Here is a 15,073-nt window from a genome sequence, read left to right as displayed (position 1 = left end):
TCAGACACTAAAAGAATCTTGCATTGCAAGGTTCTTTTTTTCGGATATTGAACTAAAATTGAAGAATTGTTTACATAAAAAAGCTCTATACACTTGATGGGCATAGAGCAAACGGGGCTTTATTTGATATAGAGTTCTTGATTTTTTAGGACAATTTCTCGTACACTTGCAAACTTCTTAAGTTTTTTAAGTTCTTCTTGATGAGTGACGAGAGTGATAACATAACCTTCCTTGCCCATACGGCCAGTACGGCCAGCACGGTGAGTGTAGGTTTCAATATCTCTAGGAACATCAAAGTTTACGACACATTCTAGGCTATCGATATCAATTCCACGTGCCAGAAGGTCAGTTGCAAGAAGCAGAGTTAGTTGCTTGTCCTTGAATTTCTCTAAAATGACTTTTCTGAACTTGACGTTGACATCACTAGCTAGAGAAACAGCTAGGATATCACGATACTGTAATTTTTCCTCTGCACTTCCAAGGTCTGATAGGCTGTTAAAAAAGACCAGACCGCGGAAATCTTCTACATGAGCCAGTTTTCGTAGCATATCCACTCGGTGACGTTGATCTACCTGCATGTAGAAGTGCTGGATGTTGTCCAATTTTTGGTCAGAGAGATCAATGGTACGTGTGTTAGGCGCAATCTTCTTTTGGTCAAATTTGGTTGTCGCACTCATATAGACAAGTTGGTGGTCACGAGGTGCGTAGTGAGTAATTTTCTCGACAAAGTGTATCTGAGAATCATCGAGCAATTGGTCAAATTCATCTAGGATGATGGTTTCCACATTCATCATCTTGATTTTTTTCAATTTAATTAGTTCAAAGATACGGCCAGGAGTTCCAATCAGAATTTCTGGTCCTTTTTTTAGGCGTTCAATCTGGCGTTTCTGACTCGAACCTGATAAGAAGAGTTGGGCAGTTAAGCCGATAGCTTCAGCCCACGTTTTACATACATCAAAAATCTGTCCAGCAAGCTCAGTATTTGGTGCTAAAATCAATAGTTGTTGGGCTTTTTTCTTTTGTAGTCTGAGAAGACTTGGTAGAAGGTAAGCTAGGGTCTTACCAGTTCCTGTTGAGCTCACTCCTAGGAGGTTTTCTCCAGCAAGAAGGGGCTCAAATAGTTGAGTTTGAATGGGGGTGAATTCTAGGAAACCGAGTTGGTCACTTAGTTCTTGCCATTCAGTTGGTAGTTTGTTTTTCATTTTTCTGCCTCAAATCTAATGCCAGCAGTCTGGCGCATAGTATATAGTAGCTCATGAACTGAACTTGCATCTTCCAGCCAAGTTTGGTAGAGATTCAGATCTGGTTGCTGGGTCATGTGTGCAAATGTAGCGACTTCCTCAGTCATCGTATGAGGAGCCTGTTGGATAGGGAGTTGGACTTGATTGCCTTGATGGTCGGTAAAAATAGCCGAGCTAACATGCTCAATCGTGTTGAGAGTCAAGGTTCCATCTGTCGTATAAATCTCGCAAGGGAGATTGGAAGTGATGTTTTTTCCAGCCTTGATATGAACTTGAAAGTCAGGATAGAAGAGAATTCCGTCTCCATTTAGGTCAATGCTATTGTCAAGCTGTTGCCCCTGATAGATTGTGTTCTGAGCCTTTCCAAAGAGGCGAACGGCAGCGTAGAGAGGATAAATCCCCAAATCCATGAGGGCTCCACCAGCAAAACGGTCTGAAAAGACATTTGGTATCTGTCCCGCCAACAAATCTGGCATTTTAGAAGAATACTTGGCATAGTTGAAATCTGCCCCTAAAATCTGTTTGTCTGCTAAAAAGTTTTTGATGATAGTGAAAGCTTTTTCATGGTAATTGCGAGCTGCTTCGAATATAAAACAGTGATTTTTCTCAGCTGTATGTCTCAAATCCAGCCATTCCTGTGGCTGAGTAACAGCTGGTTTTTCAAGAATAACGTGTTTACCAGCAGACAAGGCAGCTTTTGCCTGAGCAAAATGTAAGGAGTTTGGACTAGCAATATAGACTACATCAAAGGAGCTCTTGAAGAAGTCCTCTACTTGATCAAAGAGTTGGATATCCTGATAGCGAGAAGCAAAGGTTGCCGCAGTTTCTAGTTTTCTAGAGTAGACTGCGACCAGCTGGTATTTTCCACTGGTATGGGCTGCTTCTATGAAGTGGTGGCTGATAGCCCCTGTTCCGATGACACCTAATTTAAGCATAGTTACTCCTTTTCCGATTTCAAATCCTTCTTTCATTATAACATAGATAGACGGGACTATCCAACAGAGGGTGAAAAATTTCAAATAAGCTACTAGGTCTTTTCCAAAGAAAGTGGTACAATAATGAGATGAGTAAATGAAATGGGAGGGAAAATGAGGTTATTACCTATAAGAAAAATATCACGTCAGTCTAAGAGGCTAGCGCTTTTTTTGACTTTTTGTGCAGGTTATGTAGATGCCTATACGTTTATTGTGCGAGGAAACACTCTTGTAGCTGGACAAACTGGGAATGTCGTCTTTCTTTCAGTAGAATTAATTCAAAATAATGTTTCAGATGTTAGGGACAAGGTTCTCACCTTGCTAGCTTTTATGATGGGGGTCTTTTTATTAACTGTTTATAAGGAAAAATTGAGAATTGTGAAAAAGCCAATTCTGTCACTGATTCCTTTGGCAATCTTATCAATCATTATTGGTTTTGTACCGCAAACTGTAGAGAATATCTATCTAGTACCGCCCTTAGCCTTTTGTATGGGCTTGGTGACAACTGCTTTTGGTGAAGTGTCAGGTATAGCTTATAATAACGCGTTTATGACAGGGAATATCAAACGGACCATGCTGGCTTTTGGAGATTATTTTCGGACCAAGCACACTCCTTTTTTACGTGAAGGGATTATCTTTGTTAGCCTGCTTAGTAGTTTTGTCCTTGGCGTTGTCTTTTCAGCTTATTTGACGATTTTCTATCATGAAAAGACCATTCTTGGTGTTCCTATTATGATGAGTATTTTTTACCTCAGCATGCTTTTTGCCTCTTGGCAGAAAAAAGTAAAAGAAAAAGCTTCATTTTAGGTGTTATTACTTGTAAGAAAATAGGAGATATGCTATACTTGAAGAGTTGACTATGCACGATCCTGTGCAACCGCACGAACATCGTTGCTTGATTATTCAAGTTTAAGTGGTTCGTCCCACGATGCTAGGCGAGTCTTCACAAAAAATTCGGGGAAACCCATAAAAATCATAGGAGGTGCATAATGAGCACATACGCAATTATCAAAACTGGCGGAAAACAAGTTAAAGTTGAAGTTGGTCAAGCAGTTTACGTTGAAAAATTGAACGTTGAAGCTGGTCAAGAAGTTACTTTTAACGAAGTTGTTCTTGTTGGTGGTGAAAACACTGTTGTCGGAACTCCACTTGTTGCTGGAGCTACTGTAGTTGGAACTGTTGAAAAACAAGGAAAACAAAAGAAAGTTGTTACTTACAAGTACAAACCTAAAAAAGGTAGCCACCGTAAACAAGGTCACCGTCAACCATATACAAAAGTTGTCATCAACGCAATTAACGCTTAATTTTAAGGAGAACACATGATACAAGCAGTCTTTGAGAGAGCCGAAGATGGCGAGCTGAGGAGTGCGGAAATTACTGGACACGCCGAGAGTGGCGAATACGGCTTAGATGTCGTGTGTGCATCGGTTTCTACGCTTGCCATTAACTTTATCAATTCTATTGAGAAATTTGCAGGCTATGAACCAATCCTAGAATTAAACGAAGATGAAGGTGGCTATCTGATGGTTGAAATTCCAAAAGATCTTCCTTCACACCAGAGAGAAATGACCCAGTTATTCTTTGAATCATTTTTCTTAGGTATGGCAAACTTATCGGAGAACTCTTCTGAGTTCGTCCAAACCAGAGTTATCACAGAAAACTAACACGGAGGAAAACATTATGTTAAAAATGACTCTTAACAACTTGCAACTTTTCGCCCACAAAAAAGGTGGAGGTTCTACATCAAACGGACGTGATTCACAAGCAAAACGTCTTGGAGCTAAAGCAGCTGACGGACAAACTGTAACAGGTGGATCAATCCTTTACCGTCAACGTGGTACACACATCTACCCAGGTGTAAACGTTGGACGTGGTGGAGACGATACTTTGTTCGCTAAAGTTGAAGGCGTAGTACGCTTTGAACGTAAAGGACGCGATAAAAAACAAGTTTCTGTTTACCCAATCGCTAAATAAAAAGGTCCAGTGAACCTTTTTATCCCGAGCCTTGAAATATAAAGGCGAGGAAGCTAGAAGTAGCATTAAATAAGGCTTTCCGAGATTTCGGAGAGCCTGTTTTTTTGTTTTGCTACCTATTTTGGTACCCATATTATGGAAATTGTATTTGCATCATATTATAAACGGTAAATCAACAAGATTTGCTGTTTTTATTTGCTTGAAATCAGATAAGGACTGAAAAAAGACATTATTCTAATTCTTGTCTTGGAATGTTAGAGTCTTTATTGAGACTTGAAAATTTCCAAACTTTTTTCCTTTTTGGAAAACTTCTAAAATATGGTATAATGAAAAGATAAAGAAGTTGGGGGTAGAAGATGAACATTCAACAATTACGCTATGTTGTGGCTATTGCGAATAGCGGTACTTTTCGTGAAGCTGCTGAAAAGATGTATGTTAGTCAGCCGAGTCTGTCTATTTCTGTTCGTGATTTGGAAAAAGAGTTGGGCTTTAAGATTTTCCGTCGGACCAGCTCAGGGACTTTCTTGACTCGTCGTGGTATGGAATTCTATGAAAAAGCTCAAGAATTGGTTAAAGGATTTGATATTTTTCAAAATCAGTATGCCAATCCTGAGGAAGAAAAAGATGAATTTTCCATTGCTAGTCAGCACTATGACTTTCTACCACCAACCATTACGGCTTTCTCAGAGCGCTATCCTGACTATAAGAACTTTCGTATTTTTGAATCAACTACTGTTCAAATCTTAGACGAAGTAGCGCAAGGACATAGTGAGATTGGGATTATTTACCTCAACAATCAAAATAAAAAGGGGATTATGCAACGGGTTGAAAAGCTAGGTCTGGAGGTCATTGAGTTGATTCCTTTCCATACCCATATTTATCTCCGTGTGGGGCATCCATTGGCTCAGAAAGAGGAATTGGTCATGGAGGATTTAGCAGATCTACCGACAGTTCGTTTTACTCAAGAGAAAGACGAGTACCTTTATTATTCAGAGAACTTTGTTGATACCAGTGCGAGCTCACAGATGTTCAATGTGACAGACCGTGCTACCTTGAATGGTATTTTGGAGCGGACGGACGCTTATGCAACAGGTTCTGGATTTTTAGATAGTGACAGTGTTAATGGCATTACAGTTATTCGTCTCAAGGATAACCTAGATAATCGCATGGTCTATGTTAAACGTGAAGAGGTGGAGCTTAGTCAAGCTGGGACTCTTTTCGTAGAAGTCATGCAAGAATATTTTGATCAGAAGAGGAAATCATGAAAAAAAGAGGAATAGTGGCAGTCATTGTATTGCTTTTGATTGGGCTTGATCAGTTGGTAAAATCATATATCGTCCAGCAGATTCCACTGGGTGAAGTGCGCTCTTGGATTCCCAATTTCGTTAGCTTGACCTACCTGCAAAATCGAGGGGCAGCCTTCTCCATGTTACAAGACCAGCAGTGGTTATTTGCTATTATTACACTGGTCGTTATGGTAGGTGCCATTTGGTATCTACATAAACACATGGAGGACTCACTCTGGATGGTCTTGGGTTTGACTTTGATCATTGCAGGTGGTCTTGGAAATTTTATTGACAGGGTGAGTCAGGGCTTTGTTGTGGATATGTTTCACCTTGACTTTATCAATTTTGCAATTTTCAATGTGGCAGATAGCTATCTGACGGTCGGAGTGATTATTTTATTGATTGCAATGTTAAAAGAGGAAATAAATGGAAATTAAAATTGAAACTGGTGGCCTGCGTTTGGATAAGGCTTTGTCGGATTTGACAGAATTATCACGCAGTCTCGCGAATGAACAAATCAAATCAGGACAGGTCTTGGTCAATGGCCAAGTCAAGAAAGCTAAATACACAGTTCAAGAAGGCGATGTCGTCACTTACCATCTGCCAGAACCAGAGGTTTTAGAGTATGTAGCTGAGAATCTTCCGCTAGAAATCATCTACCAAGATGAGGATGTGGCCGTCGTTAACAAACCTCAGGGGATGGTTGTGCATCCGAGTGCTGGTCATACTAGTGGAACTCTGGTAAATGCCCTTATGTACCATATTAAGGATTTGTCGGGTATCAATGGGGTTCTGCGTCCAGGAATTGTTCACCGTATTGATAAGGATACGTCAGGCCTTCTCATGATTGCTAAAAACGATGAGGCGCATCTAGCACTTGCCCAAGAACTCAAGGATAAAAAGTCTCTCCGCAAATATTGGGCGATTGTTCATGGAAATCTGCCTAATGATCGTGGTGTCATTGAAGCTCCGATTGGCCGTAGTGAAAAAGACCGTAAGAAACAGGCTGTGACTGCTAAAGGCAAGCCTGCAGTTACCCGTTTCCACGTTTTGGAACGCTTTGGTGATTACAGCTTAGTGGAGTTGCAACTGGAGACAGGACGTACCCACCAAATCCGTGTTCACATGGCTTATATTGGTCATCCAGTCGCTGGTGATGAAGTCTATGGTCCTCGCAAGACTCTGAAAGGGCATGGACAATTTCTTCATGCCAAGACTCTAGGTTTTACTCATCCGAGAACAGGTGAGATTTTGGAATTTACAGCAGATATCCCAGAGATTTTTAAGGAAACTTTGGAGAGATTGAGGAAGTAAGAATGAAAAAGAAATTAACTAGTTTAGCACTTGCAGGCGCTTTTTTAGGTTTGTCATGGTATGGAGATGTTCAAGCTCAAGAAAGTTCAGGAAATAAAATTCACTTTATCAATGTTCAAGAAGGTGGCAGTGATGCGATTATTCTTGAAAGCAATGGACATTTTGCCATGATTGATACAGGAGAAGATTATGATTTCCCAGATGGAAGTGATTCTCGTTATCCGTGGAGAGAAGGAATTGAAACATCTTATAAGCATGTTCTAACAGACCGTGTCTTTCGTCGTTTGAAGGAATTGGGTGTTCAAAAACTTGATTTTATTTTAGTCACTCATACTCACAGTGACCATATTGGAAATGTTGATGAATTACTGTCTACCTATCCAGTTGACCGAGTTTATCTTAAAAAATATAGTGATAATCGTATTACTAATTCTGAACGTCTATGGGATAATATGTATGGCTATGATAAGGTTTTACAGACTGCCGCTGAAAAAGGTGTTTCAGTTATTCAAAATATCACACAAGGGGATGCTCATTTTCAGTTTGGAGACATGGATATTCAACTCTATAACTATGAAAATGAAACTGATTCATCAGGTGAATTAAAGAAAATTTGGGATGATAATTCTAATTCTTTGATTAGCGTGGTAAAAGTCAATGGTAAGAAAATTTACCTTGGGGGCGACTTAGATAATGTTCATGGAGCAGAAGACAAGTATGGTCCTCTCATTGGAAAAGTTGATTTGATGAAGTTTAATCATCACCATGATACCAACAAATCAAATACCAAGGATTTTATTAAACATTTGAGTCCGAGTTTGATTGTTCAAACTTCGGATAGTTTACCTTGGAAAAATGGTGTTGATAGTGAGTATGTCAATTGGCTTAAAGAACGAGGAATTGAGAGAATCAACGCAGCCAGCAAAGACTATGATGCGACAGTTTTTGATATTCGACAAGATGGTTTTGTCAATATTTCAACTTCTTACAAGCAGATTCCAAGTTTTCAAGCTGGTTGGCATAAGAGTGCTTATGGAAACTGGTGGTATCAAGCGCCTGACTCTACAGGAGAATATGCAGTTGGTTGGAATGAAATCAAGGGTGAATGGTATTACTTCAACCAAACGGGTATCTTGTTACAGAATCAATGGAAAAAATGGAACAATCGTTGGTTCTATTTGACAGACTCTGGTGCATCTGCTAAAAATTGGAAGAAAATCAATGGAAGCTGGTATTATTTCAACAAAGAAAATCAGATGGAGACTGGTTGGCTTAATACTGGCGGTCAGACCTATTATCTATCAAATGATGGGGATATGATAACAGGATGGCGTAAGATTGATGGACAATGGTACTATTTTGCTCAATCAGGGGAAATGAAAACGGGCTGGGTAAAAGATAAAGAAACCTGGTACTATATGGATTCTACTGGTACCATGAAGACAGGCGAGATAGAAGTTTCTGGTCATCATTACTATCTAGAAGAATCAGGAGCTATGAAGCAAGGCTGGCTTAAAAAGGCAAATGATTGGTATTTCTATAAGGAAGACGGTTCACGAGCTGTTGGTTGGATTAAAGACAAGGATAAATGGTACTTCTTGAAAGAAAATGGTCAATTACTTGTGAACGGTAAGACACCAGAAGGCTATACTGTTGATTCAAGTGGTGCCTGGTTAGTGGATGTTCCGGTAGAGAAATCTGCTACAACTAGAGATACAAGTAACTCAGAAATAAAAGAATCCAATGAAGTAGTGAAAAAAGATCTTGAAAATAAAGAAACGAGTCAACACGAAAGTATTACAAGTTCTTCAACTAGTCAAGATTTGACTTCTTCAACTTCACAAAGCACTGAAACAAGTGCAAATAAATCGGAATCAGAACAGCAGTAAAAAAGAAGGTTTTAGGGCCTTCTTTTTCCTATCAACTCTTTTCTATTTCCTGCCATTCATGTTATAATGGATAAATATGAAGAATCGGAGTGAGACTATGAAATTCAAACGGATTGTCTTTAAGGTGGGGACTTCTTCTCTGACGAATGAGGATGGAAGTTTATCACGTAGTAAGGTAAAGGCTATTACCCAGCAATTGGCTATGTTGCACGAAGCTGGTCATGAGTTGATTTTGGTGTCGTCGGGTGCCATTGCTGCTGGTTTTGGAGCCTTAGGATTTAAAAAGCGTCCGACTAAGATTGCTGATAAACAGGCCTCAGCAGCGGTAGGACAAGGGCTTTTGTTGGAAGAATACACGACCAACCTTCTCTTGCGCCAAATCGTTTCTGCACAAATCTTGCTGACCCAGGATGACTTTGTGGATAAGCGCCGTTATAAAAATGCCCATCAGGCTTTGTCAGTTCTACTTAGTCGTGGGGCAATTCCTATCATCAACGAGAATGACAGTGTCGTTATTGATGAGCTCAAGGTTGGGGACAATGACACTCTTAGTGCCCAGGTAGCGGCCATGGTCCAAGCAGACCTTTTAGTCCTCTTGACAGATGTGGACGGTCTCTATACTGGAAATCCTAATTCAGATCCAAAAGCCAAACGCTTGGAGAAAATCGAGACCATCAATCGTGAGATTATTGATATGGCTGGTGGAGCTGGCTCGTCAAATGGAACTGGGGGCATGCTAACCAAAATCAAGGCTGCAACTATTGCGACAGAATCAGGAGTTCCTGTTTATATCTGCTCATCCTTGAAGGCAGATGCTATGATTGAGGCGGCTGAGGAGACCAAGGATGGTTCTTACTTTGTTGCGCAAGAGAAGGGACTTCGTACCCAGAAACAATGGCTTGCATTCTATGCTCAGAGTCAGGGTTCTATTTGGGTTGATAAAGGGGCTGCAGAAGCTCTCTCCCAACATGGAAAGAGTCTTCTCTTATCTGGTGTAGTTGACGCAGAAGGGGCCTTTTCTTACGGTGATATTGTGACAGTATTTGACAAGGAAAGTGGAAAATCACTTGGAAAAGGACGCGTGCAATTTGGAGCATCTGCTTTGGAGGATATGTTACGTTCTCAAAAAGCCAAAGGTGTCTTGATTCACCGTGACGATTGGATTTCCATTACTCCTGAAATCCAACTACTCTTTACAGAATTTTAGAGGTAAATTATGGTAAGTACACAAGAACAATTTGAACAGGTAAAGGCTGTTAAAAAATCGATTAACACAGCTAGTGAAGAGGTGAAAAACCAAGCCTTGCTAGCCATGGCTGATCACTTATTAGCAGCTACTGAGGAAATTTTAGCAGCCAATGCCCTTGATATGGAAGCTGCTAAGGGTAAAATCTCAGATGTAATGCTGGATCGTCTTTATTTGGATGCAAGTCGTATAGAAGCAATGGCAACCGGGATTCGTGAAGTGGTTGCTTTACCAGATCCAATCGGTGAAGTTTTGGAAACAAGTCAGCTTGAAAATGGCTTGGTTATCACCAAGAAACGTGTAGCTATGGGAGTTATTGGTATAATCTATGAAAGCCGTCCAAATGTGACGTCTGATGCGGCTGCTTTGGCTCTTAAAAGTGGAAATGCAGTTGTTCTTCGTAGTGGTAAGGATGCCTATCAAACGGCCCATGCCATTGTCACAGCCTTGAAGAAGGGTTTGGAGACAACGACCATTCATCCAGATGTGATTCAACTAGTGGAAGATACCAGCCGTGAAAGTAGCTATGCTATGATGAAGGCCAAGGGCTATCTAGACCTGCTCATTCCTCGTGGAGGGGCTGGTTTGATCAATGCAGTGGTTGAAAATGCTATTGTACCAGTTATCGAGACAGGAACTGGGATTGTCCATGTTTATGTCGATAAGGACGCAGATGAGGACAAGGCACTGTCTATCATCAACAATGCCAAAACTAGTCGTCCTTCTGTCTGCAATGCCATGGAGGTTCTACTTGTTCATGAAGACAAAGCAGCAAGCTTCCTTCCTCGCTTGGAGCAAGTTCTAGTTGCAGAGCGCAAGGAAGCTGGACTGGAGCCAATTCAATTCCGTGTAGATAGCACAGCAAGTCAGTTTGTTTCAGGTCGAGTAGCTGAGGCCCAAGACTTTGACACCGAGTTTTTAGACTATGTACTAGCTGTTAAGGTTGTGAGCAGTTTAGAAGAAGCAGTTGCTCATATTGAAACCCACAGTACCCATCATTCGGATGCCATTGTGACGGAGAATGCTGAAGTTGCAGCTTACTTTACAGATCAAGTAGACTCTGCAGCAGTCTATGTCAATGCCTCAACGCGTTTCACCGATGGTGGCCAATTTGGTCTGGGTTGTGAAATGGGAATTTCTACTCAAAAACTGCACGCGCGTGGTCCAATGGGCTTGAAAGAATTGACCAGCTACAAGTATGTGGTTACTGGTGACGGACAGATAAGGGAGTAAAAAATGAAGATTGGATTTATTGGTTTGGGAAATATGGGAGCTAGCTTGGCCAAGGCTGTTTTGCAGGCCAAGACGGGTGATGACCTTCTCCTTGCCAATCGCAGTCAAGCCAAGGTGGATGCTTTCATTGCCGACTTTGGCGGTCAAGCTTCTAGCAATGAAGAAATCTTTGCAGAAGCAGATGTGATTTTTCTAGGTGTTAAGCCAGCTCAGTTCTCAGACTTGCTTTCTCAATATCAGACCATTCTTGAAAAACGAGGGAGTCTTCTTTTGATTTCGATGGCAGCTGGATTGACTTTGGAAAAACTCGCTAATCTTCTGCCAAGTCAACACCGAATTATTCGTATGATGCCGAATACCCCTGCTTCTATCGGGCAAGGAGTGATTAGTTATGCCTTGTCTCCTAATTGCAGGGCTGAGGACAGTGAGCTATTTTGTCAGCTTTTAAGCAAGGCTGGCCTCTTGGTTGAACTTGGGGAAGGCTTAATCGACGCGGCGACAGGTCTTGCAGGTTGTGGGCCGGCCTTTGTCTATCTCTTTATTGAGGCCTTGGCAGATGCAGGTGTTCAGACTGGATTGCCACGAGAGACAGCATTGAAAATGGCGGCTCAAACAGTGGTAGGAGCTGGTCAATTGGTCCTAGAAAGCCAAGAGCATCCTGGAGTATTGAAAGACCAAGTCTGCAGCCCAGGAGGTTCGACTATTGCTGGTGTAGCGAGCTTAGAAGCGCATGCTTTTAGAGGAACGGTCATGGAGGCAGTTGGTCAAGCCTACAAACGAACACAAGAATTAGGTAAATAAGAGGTAGTTTTGTCTGCCTCTTTTATGGTGGCTGATACTCTTCGAAAATCTCTTCAAACTGCGTCAGATTCCATCTGCAACCTCAAAACAGTGTTTTGAGCAACCTGCGGCTAGCTTCCTAGTTTGCTCTTTGATTTTCATTGAGTATTAAATGAGAAGACAAAAAAGATTGTCACAAACCCCTATTTTTTGATAGAATAGAAGTAGTAAAAAAGAAATGAGTTAGACATGTCAAAAGGATTTTTAGTCTCTCTTGAGGGACCAGAGGGAGCAGGAAAGACCAGTGTTTTAGAGACTCTGCTACCAATTTTAGAGGAAAAAGGAGTAGAGGTGCTGACGACCCGTGAACCTGGCGGAGTCTTGATTGGGGAGAAGATTCGGGAAGTGATTTTGGACCCAAGTCATACTCAGATGGATGCGAAGACAGAGTTACTTCTTTATATTGCCAGTCGCAGACAGCATTTGGTGGAAAAAGTTCTTCCAGCCCTTGAAGCTGGTAAGTTGGTCATTATGGACCGTTTCATCGATAGTTCTGTTGCCTATCAGGGATTTGGTCGTGGCTTGAATATTGACGCCATTGACTGGCTCAATCAGTTTGCGACAGATGGCCTCAAACCCGATTTGACACTCTATTTTGACATCGAGGTGGAAGAGGGACTGGCTCGCATTGCTGCTAATAGCAATCGTGAGGTCAATCGTTTGGACTTGGAAGGATTGGACTTGCATAAAAAAGTCCGTCAAGGTTACCTTTCTCTTCTGGACAAAGAAGGAAGTCGTATTGTCAAGATTGATGCTAGTTTTCCTTTGGAGCAAGTTGTGGAAACTACCAAGGCTGTCTTGTTTGATAGAATGGGATTAGCTAAATGAAACAAGATCAACTAAAGGCCTGGCAACCAGATCAGTTTAACCGCTTTGTCCGTATCCTAGAACAAGACCAGCTCAATCATGCCTACCTCTTTTCAGGTTTCTTTGAAAGTTTGGAAATGGCGCAATTTTTAGCTAAGAGCCTCTTTTGTACAGATAAAGTAGGTGTTTTACCATGTGAGAAATGCCGAAATTGTAAGCTGATTGAACAGGGAGAATTTCCCGATGTCACCTTGATTAAACCAGTTAATCAGGTCATTAAGACAGAACGCATTCGAGAATTAGTGGGTCAGTTTTCCCAAGCAGGGATTGAAAGCCAGCAACAGGTTTTTATTATTGAGCAAGCTGAGAAGATGCATCCTAACGCAGCTAATTCTCTGCTCAAGGTCATCGAAGAACCCCAGAGTGAGGTTTATATTTTCTTCTTGACCAGAGATGAGGAGAAGATTTTACCGACAATTCGAAGTCGGACCCAGATTTTCCACTTTAAAAAACAAGAAGAGAAGCTGATATTGCTCTTAGAACAAATGGGACTGGTTAAGAAAAAAGCGACTCTCCTAGCCCAGTTTAGTCAATCGCGAGCTGAAGCAGAGAAGTTAGCCAATCAGGCAAGTTTTTGGACCTTGGTTGATGAAAGTGAACGCCTGCTGACTTGGTTAGTGGCTAAGAAAAAAGAAAGTTATTTGCAAGTTGCCAAACTAGCTAGCTTGGCAGATGATAAGGAAAAACAAGATCAGGTTTTACGGATTCTTGAAGTCCTCTGTGGGCAGGATCTCCTGCAAGCAAGAGTAAGAGTGATTCTACAAGATTTGCTAGAAGCTAGAAAAATGTGGCAAGCTAATGTCAGCTTTCAAAATGCCATGGAATACCTGGTCTTGAAAGAAATATAAACTCAAAGATGAATGATAAAGAAAGGAAAGGGCTGTTTTATGGACAAAAAAGAATTATTTGACGCGCTAGATGATTTTTCCCAACAGTTATTGGTAACCTTGGCCGATGTGGAAGCCATCAAGAAAAATCTCAAGAGCCTGGTAGGAGAAAATACAGCTCTTCGCTTGGAAAATAGTAAGTTGCGAGAACGCTTGGGTGAGGTGGAAGCAGATGCTCCCGTCAAGGCTAAGCATGTTCGTGAAAGTGTCCGTCGAATTTATAAAGATGGTTTTCACGTATGTAATGATTTTTATGGACAACGTCGAGAGCAGGACGAGGAATGTATGTTCTGTGACGAGTTGTTATACAGGGAGTAAGCATGCAGATTCAAAAAAGTTTTAAGGGGCAGTCTCCCTATGGCAAGCTGTATCTAGTGGCAACGCCGATTGGCAATCTAGATGATATGACCTTTCGTGCTATCCAGACCTTAAAAGAAGTAGATTGGATTGCAGCTGAGGACACGCGCAATACAGGGCTTTTGCTCAAGCATTTTGATATTTCCACCAAGCAGATTAGTTTTCATGAGCACAATGCCAAGGAAAAGATTCCTGATTTGATTGGTTTCCTGAAAGCAGGACAAAGTATTGCTCAGGTATCCGATGCGGGTCTGCCTAGTATCTCGGACCCTGGTCATGATTTGGTCAAGGCAGCCATTGAGGAAGAAATTGCGGTTGTGACTGTTCCAGGTGCCTCTGCAGGAATTTCTGCCTTGATTGCCAGTGGTTTAGCGCCACAGCCACATATCTTTTACGGCTTTTTACCGAGAAAATCAGGCCAGCAAAAGCAATTTTTCGACTTGAAAAAAGACTATCCTGAAACTCAGATTTTCTATGAATCGCCCCATCGTGTGGCAGATACGTTGGAAAATATGCTAGCAGTTTATGGTGACCGCTCGGTCGTCTTGGTTAGGGAATTGACTAAAATCTATGAAGAATACCAACGAGGAAAGATCTCTGAATTGCTGGAAAGCATTACTGAAACGCCACTCAAGGGAGAATGCCTTCTCATCGTTGAAGGTGCCAGTCAGGATGTGGAAGAAAAAGACGAGGAGGACTTGTTTTCAGAAATACAAGTACGCATCCAGCAAGGCATGAAGAAAAACCAAGCTATCAAGGAAGTCGCTAAGATTTACCAGTGGAATAAAAGCCAGCTATACGCTGCCTACCACGACTGGGAAGAAAATCAAGAAAATGACTAAATAGGGAAGTTTGCCTTCTTCCCTTTTTTTGTTATACTAGTAGAAGAAAAAAAATAGAAAGATTTGTGGGAGTGAAAAAGTCCTGTGGACTTTTTCAGCCTGAGCCAGGAAATTCGAAAGCGA

General features: G+C 41.4%; 17 protein-coding genes, 1 pseudogene and 1 other annotated feature. Of the genes and pseudogenes, 15 read left to right on the top strand and 3 right to left on the bottom strand.

Features of this window, described 5'->3' with window-relative positions:
* Nucleotides 1-119 precede the first annotated feature (119 nt).
* Nucleotides 120-1,202 carry a DEAD/DEAH box helicase gene (locus tag ACLNCP_RS01620; RefSeq protein WP_424843938.1) on the bottom strand — a complete coding sequence of 361 codons (1,083 nt, stop codon included), beginning with the start codon at nucleotides 1,200-1,202 and terminating at the stop codon, nucleotides 120-122.
* Nucleotides 1,199-2,176: a Gfo/Idh/MocA family protein gene (locus tag ACLNCP_RS01615; protein WP_125450627.1), complete on the bottom strand. Its 978-nt coding sequence runs from the start codon at nucleotides 2,174-2,176 to the stop codon at nucleotides 1,199-1,201. Before ACLNCP_RS01615 ends, ACLNCP_RS01620 begins: the two co-directional genes overlap by 4 nt.
* 141 nt (nucleotides 2,177-2,317) lie before the next feature.
* Here ACLNCP_RS01615 and ACLNCP_RS01610 point away from each other — a divergent pair, with 141 nt between their 5' ends.
* The 4 genes from ACLNCP_RS01610 to rpmA all read left to right on the top strand — a co-directional run bounded on the left by ACLNCP_RS01610 (nucleotide 2,318) and on the right by rpmA (nucleotide 4,189).
* The gene (locus tag ACLNCP_RS01610; RefSeq protein ID WP_424843937.1) at nucleotides 2,318-3,022 is read left to right on the top strand and encodes a YoaK family protein; all 705 of its coding nucleotides are present in this window, start codon (nucleotides 2,318-2,320) and stop codon (nucleotides 3,020-3,022) included.
* A 58-nt stretch (nucleotides 3,023-3,080) separates the two neighbouring features.
* Nucleotides 3,081-3,168: a sequence feature (ribosomal protein L21 leader region), on the top strand.
* Between the two features lie 36 nt (nucleotides 3,169-3,204).
* Nucleotides 3,205-3,519: a 50S ribosomal protein L21 gene (rplU, locus tag ACLNCP_RS01605; protein ID WP_000109141.1), complete on the top strand. Its 315-nt coding sequence runs from the start codon at nucleotides 3,205-3,207 to the stop codon at nucleotides 3,517-3,519.
* A 15-nt stretch (nucleotides 3,520-3,534) separates the two neighbouring features.
* Nucleotides 3,535-3,879 carry a ribosomal-processing cysteine protease Prp gene (locus ACLNCP_RS01600; RefSeq protein WP_000613699.1) on the top strand — a complete coding sequence of 115 codons (345 nt, stop codon included), beginning with the start codon at nucleotides 3,535-3,537 and terminating at the stop codon, nucleotides 3,877-3,879.
* Between the two features lie 16 nt (nucleotides 3,880-3,895).
* On the top strand, nucleotides 3,896-4,189 hold the full coding sequence (rpmA, locus tag ACLNCP_RS01595) for a 50S ribosomal protein L27 (RefSeq protein WP_000916509.1): 294 nt from the start codon (nucleotides 3,896-3,898) through the stop codon (nucleotides 4,187-4,189).
* A gap of 289 nt (nucleotides 4,190-4,478) precedes the next feature.
* Here the strand turns inward: rpmA and ACLNCP_RS01590 are convergent.
* Nucleotides 4,479-4,553 (bottom strand): annotated as a pseudogene (locus tag ACLNCP_RS01590) (AraC family transcriptional regulator); the annotation flags it as partial.
* On the opposite strand from ACLNCP_RS01590, the gene ACLNCP_RS01585 reads away from it, so the two are divergent.
* The 11 genes from ACLNCP_RS01585 (at nucleotide 4,546) to rsmI (ending at nucleotide 14,950) form a co-directional block, all read left to right on the top strand.
* Complete coding sequence (locus ACLNCP_RS01585; RefSeq protein WP_261126558.1) at nucleotides 4,546-5,454, top strand: LysR family transcriptional regulator; 909 nt, start codon at nucleotides 4,546-4,548, stop codon at nucleotides 5,452-5,454. The pseudogene ACLNCP_RS01590 and the gene ACLNCP_RS01585 overlap by 8 nt on opposite strands.
* Nucleotides 5,451-5,912 (top strand): signal peptidase II, encoded by a 462-nt coding sequence (gene lspA / locus ACLNCP_RS01580; protein ID WP_061864104.1) that lies wholly within the window; start codon nucleotides 5,451-5,453, stop codon nucleotides 5,910-5,912. Before ACLNCP_RS01585 ends, lspA begins: the two co-directional genes overlap by 4 nt.
* Nucleotides 5,902-6,789 carry an RluA family pseudouridine synthase gene (locus tag ACLNCP_RS01575; protein ID WP_084926435.1) on the top strand — a complete coding sequence of 296 codons (888 nt, stop codon included), beginning with the start codon at nucleotides 5,902-5,904 and terminating at the stop codon, nucleotides 6,787-6,789. Before lspA ends, ACLNCP_RS01575 begins: the two co-directional genes overlap by 11 nt.
* Before the next feature lie 2 nt (nucleotides 6,790-6,791).
* Nucleotides 6,792-8,678 (top strand): phosphorylcholine esterase CbpE, encoded by a 1,887-nt coding sequence (cbpE, locus tag ACLNCP_RS01570; protein ID WP_049543496.1) that lies wholly within the window; start codon nucleotides 6,792-6,794, stop codon nucleotides 8,676-8,678.
* A gap of 97 nt (nucleotides 8,679-8,775) precedes the next feature.
* Nucleotides 8,776-9,885: a glutamate 5-kinase gene (gene proB / locus ACLNCP_RS01565; protein WP_000669647.1), complete on the top strand. Its 1,110-nt coding sequence runs from the start codon at nucleotides 8,776-8,778 to the stop codon at nucleotides 9,883-9,885.
* Nucleotides 9,886-9,894: 9 nt separating this feature from the next.
* A complete protein-coding gene (locus tag ACLNCP_RS01560) occupies nucleotides 9,895-11,157 on the top strand; it encodes a glutamate-5-semialdehyde dehydrogenase (RefSeq protein WP_424843936.1) in 1,263 nt (420 codons plus the stop codon).
* 3 nt (nucleotides 11,158-11,160) lie between these two features.
* Nucleotides 11,161-11,958 carry a pyrroline-5-carboxylate reductase gene (gene proC / locus ACLNCP_RS01555; protein ID WP_000689679.1) on the top strand — a complete coding sequence of 266 codons (798 nt, stop codon included), beginning with the start codon at nucleotides 11,161-11,163 and terminating at the stop codon, nucleotides 11,956-11,958.
* Nucleotides 11,959-12,186: 228 nt separating this feature from the next.
* The gene (tmk, locus tag ACLNCP_RS01550) at nucleotides 12,187-12,825 is read left to right on the top strand and encodes a dTMP kinase (RefSeq protein WP_000033398.1); all 639 of its coding nucleotides are present in this window, start codon (nucleotides 12,187-12,189) and stop codon (nucleotides 12,823-12,825) included.
* Entirely contained in the window at nucleotides 12,822-13,712 is an 891-nt protein-coding gene (locus ACLNCP_RS01545; protein ID WP_424843935.1) for a DNA polymerase III subunit delta', read from the top strand. The genes tmk and ACLNCP_RS01545 overlap by 4 nt, the downstream gene beginning before the upstream one ends.
* A 39-nt stretch (nucleotides 13,713-13,751) precedes the next feature.
* Nucleotides 13,752-14,069 (top strand): DNA replication initiation control protein YabA, encoded by a 318-nt coding sequence (yabA, locus tag ACLNCP_RS01540; RefSeq protein WP_424843934.1) that lies wholly within the window; start codon nucleotides 13,752-13,754, stop codon nucleotides 14,067-14,069.
* A 2-nt stretch (nucleotides 14,070-14,071) separates the two neighbouring features.
* The gene (gene rsmI, locus ACLNCP_RS01535; RefSeq protein WP_424843933.1) at nucleotides 14,072-14,950 is read left to right on the top strand and encodes a 16S rRNA (cytidine(1402)-2'-O)-methyltransferase; all 879 of its coding nucleotides are present in this window, start codon (nucleotides 14,072-14,074) and stop codon (nucleotides 14,948-14,950) included.
* Nucleotides 14,951-15,073: the final 123 nt, after the last annotated feature.

The sequence above is a fragment of the Streptococcus sp. CL6.35 genome, from assembly GCF_049737915.1.
Classification (GTDB): domain Bacteria; phylum Bacillota; class Bacilli; order Lactobacillales; family Streptococcaceae; genus Streptococcus.
Note: the sequence above shows the minus strand (reverse complement) of the source record. Positions and strands in the feature narration are given on the sequence as shown.

Excerpts from the sequence above, each read along its gene's own strand:
- yabA (WP_424843934.1), top strand. The coding sequence starts at position 13,752 with ATGGACAAAAAAGAATTATTTGACGCGCTAGATGATTTTTCCCAACAG.
- rpmA (WP_000916509.1), top strand. The coding sequence starts at position 3,896 with ATGTTAAAAATGACTCTTAACAACTTGCAACTTTTCGCCCACAAAAAA.
- proC (WP_000689679.1), top strand. The coding sequence starts at position 11,161 with ATGAAGATTGGATTTATTGGTTTGGGAAATATGGGAGCTAGCTTGGCC.
- ACLNCP_RS01575 (WP_084926435.1), top strand. The coding sequence starts at position 5,902 with ATGGAAATTAAAATTGAAACTGGTGGCCTGCGTTTGGATAAGGCTTTG.
- rplU (WP_000109141.1), top strand. The coding sequence starts at position 3,205 with ATGAGCACATACGCAATTATCAAAACTGGCGGAAAACAAGTTAAAGTT.
- proB (WP_000669647.1), top strand. The coding sequence starts at position 8,776 with ATGAAATTCAAACGGATTGTCTTTAAGGTGGGGACTTCTTCTCTGACG.
- cbpE (WP_049543496.1), top strand. The coding sequence starts at position 6,792 with ATGAAAAAGAAATTAACTAGTTTAGCACTTGCAGGCGCTTTTTTAGGT.
- ACLNCP_RS01615 (WP_125450627.1), bottom strand. The coding sequence starts at position 2,176 with ATGCTTAAATTAGGTGTCATCGGAACAGGGGCTATCAGCCACCACTTC.
- lspA (WP_061864104.1), top strand. The coding sequence starts at position 5,451 with ATGAAAAAAAGAGGAATAGTGGCAGTCATTGTATTGCTTTTGATTGGG.
- ACLNCP_RS01610 (WP_424843937.1), top strand. The coding sequence starts at position 2,318 with ATGGGAGGGAAAATGAGGTTATTACCTATAAGAAAAATATCACGTCAG.
- ACLNCP_RS01620 (WP_424843938.1), bottom strand. The coding sequence starts at position 1,202 with ATGAAAAACAAACTACCAACTGAATGGCAAGAACTAAGTGACCAACTC.
- tmk (WP_000033398.1), top strand. The coding sequence starts at position 12,187 with ATGTCAAAAGGATTTTTAGTCTCTCTTGAGGGACCAGAGGGAGCAGGA.
- rsmI (WP_424843933.1), top strand. The coding sequence starts at position 14,072 with ATGCAGATTCAAAAAAGTTTTAAGGGGCAGTCTCCCTATGGCAAGCTG.
- ACLNCP_RS01560 (WP_424843936.1), top strand. The coding sequence starts at position 9,895 with ATGGTAAGTACACAAGAACAATTTGAACAGGTAAAGGCTGTTAAAAAA.
- ACLNCP_RS01545 (WP_424843935.1), top strand. The coding sequence starts at position 12,822 with ATGAAACAAGATCAACTAAAGGCCTGGCAACCAGATCAGTTTAACCGC.
- ACLNCP_RS01600 (WP_000613699.1), top strand. The coding sequence starts at position 3,535 with ATGATACAAGCAGTCTTTGAGAGAGCCGAAGATGGCGAGCTGAGGAGT.
- ACLNCP_RS01585 (WP_261126558.1), top strand. The coding sequence starts at position 4,546 with ATGAACATTCAACAATTACGCTATGTTGTGGCTATTGCGAATAGCGGT.